Here is a 1,033-nt window from a genome sequence, read left to right as displayed (position 1 = left end):
GTTGATGATCACTCATCAACCTTATGGTCAAAAGTTAAATCTTGGCGTCATTTAAAAGGTTTCCCTTTTTGCGCTTGGCTTTTGTTCAGTTTTAAAAGAACGATCGAAATAAAAATGGTGGAGCCTAGCGGGATCGAACCGCTGACCCCCTGCTTGCAAAGCAGGTGCTCTCCCAGCTGAGCTAAGGCCCCGTAATGGTCGGGAAGACAGGATTCGAACCTGCGACCCCCTGGTCCCAAACCAGGTGCTCTACCAAGCTGAGCCACTTCCCGATATCTACTATTATATTTACTGGCGCGCCCTGGAGGATTTGAACCCCCAACCTTCTGATCCGTAGTCAGACACTCTATCCAGTTGAGCTAAGGGCGCATGGTGCCGAGGGCCGGACTCGAACCGGCACGGTAGTCACCTACCGCAGGATTTTAAGTCCTGTGCGTCTGCCAATTCCGCCACCCCGGCGTGGCATTTTTATTATTGGAGCGGAAGACGGGATTCGAACCCGCGACCCCCACCTTGGCAAGGTGGTGTTCTACCACTGAACTACTTCCGCATCTAATGCGGGTGAAGGGACTTGAACCCCCACGTCGTAAGACACTAGATCCTAAGTCTAGCGCGTCTGCCAATTCCGCCACACCCGCACAACATGGTGAGCCATGAAGGATTCGAACCTTCGACCCTCTGATTAAAAGTCAGATGCTCTACCGACTGAGCTAATGGCTCGTTTTTTTGTTCATAAAAAAGTGATTAAAACATATACAATTAATGAACGATTAAGTATACTCGCATGGTGCCGGCCAGAGGACTTGAACCCCCAACCTACTGATTACGATTCAGTTGCTCTACCAATTGAGCTAGGCCGGCGTTATTTAAGCCGATACTCACTTATTATAAACACATTTACTAGATTTGTCAAGAAGGAATTTATCCCGCCCGGCAGCGTCCTACTCTCACAGGGGGAAGCCCCCAATTACCATCGGCGCAGAAGAGCTTAACGGCCGTGTTCGGGATGGGAACGGGTGTGACCTCTTCGCTA

The 1,033-nt window shown here is 50.2% G+C and carries 8 tRNA genes and 1 rRNA gene; all 9 read right to left on the bottom strand.

The features are described from left to right. Positions 1 to 115 precede the first annotated feature (115 nt). Positions 116 to 191, bottom strand: a tRNA-Ala gene (locus tag IEW82_RS19895). Positions 192 to 195: 4 nt separating this feature from the next. Beyond that, positions 196 to 272: transfer RNA gene (locus tag IEW82_RS19890), tRNA-Pro, on the bottom strand. Positions 273 to 292: 20 nt separating this feature from the next. Next, a tRNA-Arg gene (locus IEW82_RS19885) sits at positions 293 to 369 on the bottom strand. A 1-nt stretch (position 370) separates the two neighbouring features. Further along, a tRNA-Leu gene (locus IEW82_RS19880) sits at positions 371 to 459 on the bottom strand. A 16-nt stretch (positions 460 to 475) separates the two neighbouring features. Next, positions 476 to 550: transfer RNA gene (locus IEW82_RS19875), tRNA-Gly, on the bottom strand. A gap of 6 nt (positions 551 to 556) precedes the next feature. Beyond that, positions 557 to 638, bottom strand: a tRNA-Leu gene (locus tag IEW82_RS19870). Positions 639 to 644: 6 nt separating this feature from the next. Further along, a tRNA-Lys gene (locus tag IEW82_RS19865) sits at positions 645 to 720 on the bottom strand. A 65-nt stretch (positions 721 to 785) separates the two neighbouring features. Beyond that, positions 786 to 861 (bottom strand) — tRNA-Thr (locus tag IEW82_RS19860). Positions 862 to 928: 67 nt separating this feature from the next. After that, positions 929 to 1,033: ribosomal RNA gene (gene rrf / locus IEW82_RS19855) — 5S ribosomal RNA — on the bottom strand; the annotation flags it as partial.

Origin of the sequence: Pullulanibacillus camelliae (assembly GCF_014642655.1) — a bacterium.
In the GTDB taxonomy this organism is placed as follows: domain Bacteria; phylum Bacillota; class Bacilli; order Bacillales; family Sporolactobacillaceae; genus Pullulanibacillus; species Pullulanibacillus camelliae.
The sequence above is the reverse complement of the archived record's forward strand: the minus strand, read 5'-3'. Positions and strand labels throughout refer to the sequence as shown.